The following is a 7,131-nucleotide window of genomic DNA, read 5'->3' on the forward strand; positions in this document are numbered from 1 at the left end:
TTGTGCGGTCATGACAATCGGCGCCTCGGGCCGGGCGACGTGGACCGGGTCGGATGCAACGGGCGCCCCGGCGCCCGCCGGTGTCTGGCAGCCCGTGGCGTGCTACGAACGGGGGATGAGCGGAGCCGGGGTCGACGCGCTGCGCCGGGTGGCCTTCTTGTTCGAGCGCGCCCTCGAGCCGACGTACCGGGTCCGCGCGTTTCGTACCGCCGCCGCTGCCATCGACGCCTTGCCCCCGGGCGAGCTGGCCCGTCGCATGGCCGACGGCACGCTGCAGGAGCTGCCGGGGGTCGGGGCGACGACCGCTGGTGTCGTCGTCGAAGCCGAGCGCGGGCAGACGCCGGCCTATCTCCGCGATGCCGAGGCGCTCTCCTGGGCTCCTCCCGAGGTCGTGGCCGGGGCCGGTGCGCGGCTACGTGCCGCCCTCAAGGGCGACTGCCACGCCCACTCCGACTGGTCCGACGGCGGCTCGCCCATCCGCGAGATGGCGCTGGCCGCCCGCGACCTGGGGCACGAGTGGATGGTGCTGACCGACCACTCCCCCCGGCTCACGGTTGCCAACGGGCTGACGGCCGAGCGACTGCGTCGGCAGCTGGACGTCGTGCGGGAGCTCAACGACGAGCTGGCTCCCTTCCGGATCCTGACCGGCATCGAGGTCGACATCCTCGAGGACGGCTCGCTCGACCAGGATGCGGGACTGCTGGCCGAGCTCGACGTGGTCGTCGCCAGCGTGCACTCCAAGCTGCGCATGCCGAGCAAGGACATGACTCCGCGGATGGTCGCCGCCATCGCGAACCCCGCGACCGACGTCCTCGGCCACTGCACGGGTCGCTACGTCACGCCGCGAGGGCGCAGCGGCAAGACCCGTCCGGAGTCGGAGTTCGACGCCGAGATCGTCTTCGAGGCGTGTCGGCAGTTCGGGGTGGCCGTCGAGGTCAACTCGCGCCCGGAACGCCAGGACCCGCCCCGGCGGCTGCTCCGCCTGGCGGTGGAGATGGGCTGCCTGTTCTCGATCGACACCGACGCCCACGCGCCGGGACAGCTCGACTGGCAGGTCCTCGGCTGCGCCCGAGCCGAGGAGTGCGGGGTCCCGGTCGAGCGAGTGATCAACACGAAGTCGGCGCAGGAGCTGCTCAGCTGGGAACACCGGATCGTGGGAAGTAGTTGAGCAGACAACTACTTTGGAGAGGGCTCGGGATGAGCGGCACGACGTACGACATCAGGCGCAGCGGGGAGCGGTTCGCCACCCGGATCAGCTGGCTGGACAGCAGGCACTCCTTCTCCTTCGGCCAGCACTACGACCCGGCGAACACCCACCACGGCGTGCTCCTCGTGAGCAACGACGATGTCGTGGCGCCGGGGACCGGGTTCGAGACCCACCCGCACCGCGACATGGAGATCGTGACCTGGGTGCTCGAGGGGGCGCTCGTCCACCAGGACTCGATGGGCCACAGCGGCATCATCCATCCCGGCCTGGCGCAACGGATGAGCGCCGGCACCGGGATCCTGCACTCGGAGAAGAACGACGCCTGGCGCCTCGCGGGGTCGGAGGCCGGCGGGCGTAGCGAGCCGGTCCACTTCGTCCAGATGTGGGTACTCCCGGACGAGGCCCGCATCCAGCCGAGCTACGAGCAGGTGGAGATCACCGACGAGCTGGAGCGCGGGGGGCTGGTCCCGGTGGCCAGCGGCGACTGGCGACACGAGTCGGCGATCCGCATCAAGCAGAAGGACGCGACGCTCTTCGCGGCCCGCCTAGCGCCGGGGGAGTCGGTGCGCCTGCCGGCGGCGCCCTGGGTGCACCTGTACGTCGCCCGCGGTGCGGTCGACCTCGAGGGCGCCGGCCGCCTCGACGTCGGAGACGCCGTACGGCTGACCGCCGCCGACGGCCAGCGGGTCAGCGCGTCGGACGTACCCGCCGAGATCCTCGTGTGGGAGATGCACGCCACCCTCTGACCGAGCGTTCCCCCGCCCCCCTCTTTTCCGGATGAACGCGGCATTCAGTCGGACCTATTGGAGGAACGCCGCGTTCATTCGGAAGGGGAGGGGGACGTCGCGTCGGAGACCTGTCAGGCGTCGCCCATGCCGGCGCCGGGGTCGGCGGCGGTGACGTCGGCCAGGCGGTAGCGCTCGAAGGCCTGGCGGGGCAGGTCGGCGTCGACCTCACCGCGGCGGGCGAGCATCTCCAGGGTCCGCAGGGTGATCGACTCGGCGTCCACCTTGAAGTGGCGGCGCAGGGCGCCGCGGGTGTCGGACATGCCGAACCCGTCGGTACCCAGGGAGCTGAACTCGCCCGGGACCCACTCGCGGATCTGGTCCTGCACCGCGCGCATCCAGTCGGAGACCGCGATGACCGGACCCGGCTGACCGGCGAGACGCTGGGTGACGTAGGCCTGTCGCGGGCTCTCGCCCGGGTGCAGGAAGTTCCACGACTCCACCTCGAGCCCGTCGCGGCGCAACTCGTTCCACGACGTCACCGACCACACGTCGGCATGGACCCCCCAGTCCTCGCGCAGCAGGTCCTGCGCCCGCTCCGCCCACGGCACCGCCACCCCCGAGGCGAGCAGCTGCGCCCGCGGACCGTCCCCTCCTCGGTCCGCGGCCGGCCGCCACAGGTACATCCCGCGCAGCACGCCCTCGACGTCGAGGCCGGCCGGCTCCTCCGGCTGGACGTACGGCTCGTTGTAGATCGTCAGGTAGTAGAAGACGTTCTCCGGCTCCTCGCCGTACATCCTGCGCAGGCCGTCACGCACGATGTGGCCGATCTCGAACCCGAACGCCGGGTCGTAGGCCACCACCGCGGGGTTGGTCGAGGCCAGCAGCAGCGAGTGCCCGTCCTCGTGCTGCAGCCCCTCGCCGTTCAGCGTCGTCCGACCAGCTGTCGCGCCCAGGACGAAGCCGCGCGCCATCTGATCCGCCGCCGCCCAGAACCCGTCACCGGTGCGCTGGAACCCGAACATCGAATAGAAGATGTAGACCGGGATGATCACCTCGCCGTGCGTCGCGTAGGACGTCCCAGCCGCCGTGAACGATGCGACCGACCCCGCCTCGTTGATGCCCTCGTGCAGGATCTGGCCGGTGGTCGCCTCCTTGTACGACAGCATCAGCTCGCGGTCGACGGACACGTACGTCTGCCCGTGCGGGCTGTAGATCTTCAGCACCGGGAACAGGCTGTCCATGCCGAAGGTGCGCGCCTCGTCGGGGATGATCGGCGCGAACCGCGGCCCGATCTCGGGGTCCTTGAGCAGCTCGCGGAACAGCCGGACGAAGGCCATGGTCGTGGCGACCGGCTGCTTGCCCGAGCCGCGGCGTACCGCCTCGTACGGCGCATCGCCGGGCAGCACCAGTGGCTTGGCCAGCGTGCGCCGCTGGGGAAGCGGGCCGCCGAGCGTGCGCCGGCGCTCCATGAGGTAGTCGTGGATCTCCGAGCCCACGCCCGGGTGGGCGTACGGCGGCAGCTTGTCGTCGAGGTCGGCGTCGGCGATCGGGATCTGCAGGCGGTCGCGGAAGTCGAGCAGGTCCTCGTGGGTGAGCTTCTTCATCTGGTGGGTGGAGTTGCGTGCCTCGAAGTGGCTGCCCAGCGTCCAGCCCTTGATGGTCTTGGCGAGGATGACGGTCGGCTGGCCCGAGTGCTGCACCGCCGCCGTGTACGCCGCGAAGAGCTTGCGGTAGTCGTGGCCACCACGCTGCAGGGCCCAGATCTCCTCGTCGGTCCAGTCCTCGACGAGGGCCGCGGTGCGGGGGTCGCGACCGAAGAAGTTGTCCCGCACGAACGCGCCGTTCTCGGCCTTGTACGTCTGGAAGTCGCCGTCCGGAGTCCGGTTCATCAACGCCACGAGCGCACCGTCGGTGTCGGCCGCGAGCAGGCGGTCCCACCCGCGGCCCCACACGACCTTGATGACGTTCCAGCCCGCACCGCGGAAGAACGCCTCGAGCTCCTGGATGATCTTGCCGTTGCCCCGGACCGGGCCGTCGAGGCGCTGCAGGTTGCAGTTGATGACGAAGGTGAGGTTGTCGAGCTCCTCGCGCGCGGCCAGGCCGATCGCGCCGAGCGACTCCGGCTCGTCCATCTCGCCGTCGCCGAGGAAGGCCCACACGTGCTGGTCGCTGGTGTCCTTGATGCCGCGCGCGTGCAGGTAGCGGTTGAACCGGGCCTGGTAGATCGCGTTCAGCGGCCCCAGGCCCATCGAGACCGTGGGGAACTCCCAGAAGTCGGGCATCAGGCGGGGGTGGGGGTAGGACGACAGGCCTCCGCCCGGGTGCGACAGCTCCTGCCGGAAGCCGTCGAGCTGCGCCTCGCTCAGGCGGCCCTCGAGGTAGGCACGCGCGTACATGCCGGGGGAGGCATGGCCCTGGAACCACACCTGGTCGCCGCCGCCGGGATGGTCCTTGCCCCGGAAGAAGTGGTTGAAGCCGACCTCGTACAGCGACGCCGAGGACGCATAGGTCGAGATGTGGCCACCGACGCCCACCCCCGGACGCTGGGCCCGGTGCACCATGATCGCGGCGTTCCAGCGGACGTAGCGTCGGATGCGGCGCTCGACCGCCTCGTCGCCGGGGAAGGCCGGCTCCCGCTCCGGCGGGATGGTGTTGATGTAGTCGGTCGAGAGGAGCGAGGGCACCCCGACGTTGCGCTCACGGGCGCGCTGCAGCAGCGAGAGCATGAGGTAGCGGGCTCGGTGCGCACCGTCGGTGTCGATCGCGGCGTCGAGGGAGTCCCGCCACTCCGCGGTCTCCTCGGGGTCGGTGTCCACGAGCTGGGTCGGCAGGCCCGCGGTGATGAGCGGCGAACGGTCTGGCGATGACGTCACGGTGGTGCGTCTCCTCGGCGTGGCTACGGTGCCCGTACGGGCGCTGCGGGGGTCGCCCGCGCCGTCCATCCTCGCAAGCCCGGCCGGGGGCCGTCGACCTGGCGAGAGCTACCCGCGAGTAGCTCTCGCCAGCCCGGACGGCACGACGCGCGGACCTCCGCCATGCGCTTGCGCGCCCCGGTCCGCACGCGGTGGACTACGACCCAGCGGCCACGATCATCGCGGCCACGACGCCAGGGAGGATCCTCGTGAGCGCGACCGCGGACGCGGCGGAGGAGCAGCGTCAGCCCGGATCCCGACTCGGGATCCAGTCGGGGCAGGTGGTGCAGGAGCTCGGGTTCGACGAGGACTGCGACATCCAGCTCCGCCGCTCGATCGAGGTTCTCGCCGGGGCGGCCCTGGTCGACGGCGACTACGACGACGTCGTCGACGTCGTCCTGCTCTGGTGGCGCGACGGCGACGGGGACCTGGTGGACGCGCTCGTCGACGCGCTCACCTCGCTGGCCGCCGGTGGGGTCATCTGGCTGCTGACGCCCAAGGCGGGCCGCCGAGGACATGTCGAGCCGTCGGACATCGAGGAGGCCGCTCCCACCGCCGGGCTGTCCGCCACCCGGTCGACCGCGGCCGCGCCCGAGTGGTCCGGGACCCGGCTCGTGGCCCCCAAGATGGGCCGCCGCTGACGCCTCGCCCGACGAGCGACGCAGCGCGGGTCGCAGGCGGCTCAGCCGAACGGGCGTCGCAGCCGGCCCCAGGCGTTGCCGGCCAGCCCGAGGGTGCGTGAGGCCATGTCGAGGGAGCGGGCCATCACCCGCAGGCTCCCCGAGCCGGGGATCCCCGGGACCTCGTCGAGCAGCGGCGCCAGGCGCAGCAGCCCAGGGACGTCCTCCAGGCGCAGCTCCCCGCGCCGGTAGAGCCCGCCGACGTCCTCGGCCCGACCGGCAGTGATGTCGAGCAGCACCTGCGCGGGGCCGACCACCGCCGGTCCCGGCGGCTGCGCCTGCACCACCTGCCACGCCCCCCGGTGCGACGCGAAGGTCCACGACCCGACGTCGGTGACCCCGGTGAGCGAGGTGGTCAGCCCGCCCCGCGCGGCCAGCGCCCCGAGGACGTCGACGAGCGCGACGAAGCCCAGCTCGACGAGCTCGCCGACCTTGTCGTCGGCCTCGGTGCCGCCCTCGGCGAGGGCCGGCTGCAGGTCCAGGCCGGCCACGCAGACCCGGTACGCCGTCGCGTGCAGGAACGTGCGCAGGGGCAGCGGGCCGAGCTGGGTGGCCACGGGCCGAAGGCCGTACTCCTCGTCCTCCTCCGTCCCGAGGAAGCGCTCCGCCTCCTCGCCGGCCCGTTCCACCGACCGCAGGACGGCGGCACCGCTGGCCCGCCGGTGCGACTCGCGCAGCCGGTCCTCCTCGGCGTCCTGGTCGGTACGGGCGGCCGCGGACGGACGCTCGCGGGCCTCGATGACCACCTCCGCGACCCACCGGCTGTCGGGCCAGCGGCCGACCCCGGTGAGCAGCTCTTTGGCGCTGCGTCCCGCGCGGGTGTCAGCGCCCAGGTCGGCGCGTTCGGCGAGCGCGTGCAGGAGCTCCCAGGCGCGCACGACCCGGCGGGCGAGGTCGGCACGGTCCTGGGTCGCCAGGCCCCGCTCGTGCGGGCTCGGCGCGAGGTTTTCGGGCAGGTCTGCCACGATGGCCATCCTGCCGTTGCTCACCGCTCGTATGAGAGGACACCCCCGTAATGCCCATCGAGGTCGGACAGCTGGCCCCGGACTTCACCCTCCCCGACCAGTTCGGGGCCGACGTCACGCTGTCGTCGTTTCGTGGGACCAAGGACGTCCTGCTGGTCTTCTATCCGTTCGCCTTCACCGGGACCTGCACCGGGGAGCTCGCCGCGATCAACCTGAACCTCGACTCCTTCGAGGGCGAGGACCGCACCGTCCTGGTCATCTCCTCCGACACCAAGTACTCCCAGCGCATCTTCGCCGAGCGCGAGGGCTACCAGTTCCGCCTGCTGTCGGACTTCTGGCCCCACGGTGCCGTGGCGCGTGACTACGGCGTGTTCTTCGAGCCGCGCGGGTGCGCCCTGCGGGCGTCCTTCCTCGTCGACCGCGAGGGCGTGGTGCGCTGGTCGGTGGTGCAGGGACTGGGTGAGGCCCGCGACGTGACGGCGTACCAAGAGGCCTTCGCCGCCCTCTAGCCGCCACTTGGCCGGCGCCCAAGCGCTCGGCTCGCCGGTACTCTGGCGTGTCCGGGCGCATAGCTCAGCTGGCTAGAGCACCTCCCTTACAAGGAGGGGGTCAGGGGTTCGAGTCCCTTTGCGCCCACCG

6 protein-coding genes and 1 tRNA gene are annotated in these 7,131 nt (G+C 71.8%); 5 read left to right on the forward strand and 2 right to left on the reverse strand.

Translation table 11 applies throughout. The features are described 5' to 3' along the window. Positions 1 to 115: 115 nt before the first annotated feature. Together VMI11_06450 and VMI11_06455 are read left to right on the forward strand one after the other, a co-directional pair. Positions 116 to 1,168 carry a PHP domain-containing protein gene (locus tag VMI11_06450; GenBank protein HTY72052.1) on the forward strand — a complete coding sequence of 351 codons (1,053 nt, stop codon included), beginning with the start codon at positions 116 to 118 and terminating at the stop codon, positions 1,166 to 1,168. Positions 1,169 to 1,197: 29 nt separating this feature from the next. Continuing rightward, positions 1,198 to 1,953 carry a pirin family protein gene (locus VMI11_06455; protein ID HTY72053.1) on the forward strand — a complete coding sequence of 252 codons (756 nt, stop codon included), beginning with the start codon at positions 1,198 to 1,200 and terminating at the stop codon, positions 1,951 to 1,953. 113 nt (positions 1,954 to 2,066) lie between these two features. Here VMI11_06455 and aceE read toward each other — a convergent pair whose 3' ends face one another. Then, entirely contained in the window at positions 2,067 to 4,808 is a 2,742-nt protein-coding gene (gene aceE / locus VMI11_06460; GenBank protein HTY72054.1) for a pyruvate dehydrogenase (acetyl-transferring), homodimeric type, read from the reverse strand. A gap of 248 nt (positions 4,809 to 5,056) precedes the next feature. Between aceE and VMI11_06465 the strand changes: the two genes are divergently transcribed. Then, on the forward strand, positions 5,057 to 5,488 hold the full coding sequence (locus tag VMI11_06465) for a DUF3052 domain-containing protein (protein HTY72055.1): 432 nt from the start codon (positions 5,057 to 5,059) through the stop codon (positions 5,486 to 5,488). A 41-nt stretch (positions 5,489 to 5,529) separates the two neighbouring features. Here VMI11_06465 and VMI11_06470 read toward each other — a convergent pair whose 3' ends face one another. Further along, on the reverse strand, positions 5,530 to 6,516 hold the full coding sequence (locus VMI11_06470; GenBank protein ID HTY72056.1) for a hypothetical protein: 987 nt from the start codon (positions 6,514 to 6,516) through the stop codon (positions 5,530 to 5,532). A 26-nt stretch (positions 6,517 to 6,542) separates the two neighbouring features. Between VMI11_06470 and VMI11_06475 the strand changes: the two genes are divergently transcribed. Together VMI11_06475 and VMI11_06480 are read left to right on the forward strand one after the other, a co-directional pair. Next, on the forward strand, positions 6,543 to 7,001 hold the full coding sequence (locus VMI11_06475; GenBank protein ID HTY72057.1) for a peroxiredoxin: 459 nt from the start codon (positions 6,543 to 6,545) through the stop codon (positions 6,999 to 7,001). A 53-nt stretch (positions 7,002 to 7,054) separates the two neighbouring features. Further along, positions 7,055 to 7,128, forward strand: a tRNA-Val gene (locus tag VMI11_06480). The last annotated feature ends 3 nt before the right edge of the window (positions 7,129 to 7,131 follow it).

The organism is Actinomycetes bacterium, assembly GCA_035506535.1.
Taxonomy (GTDB): Bacteria; Actinomycetota; Actinomycetes; order DATJPE01; family DATJPE01; genus DATJPE01.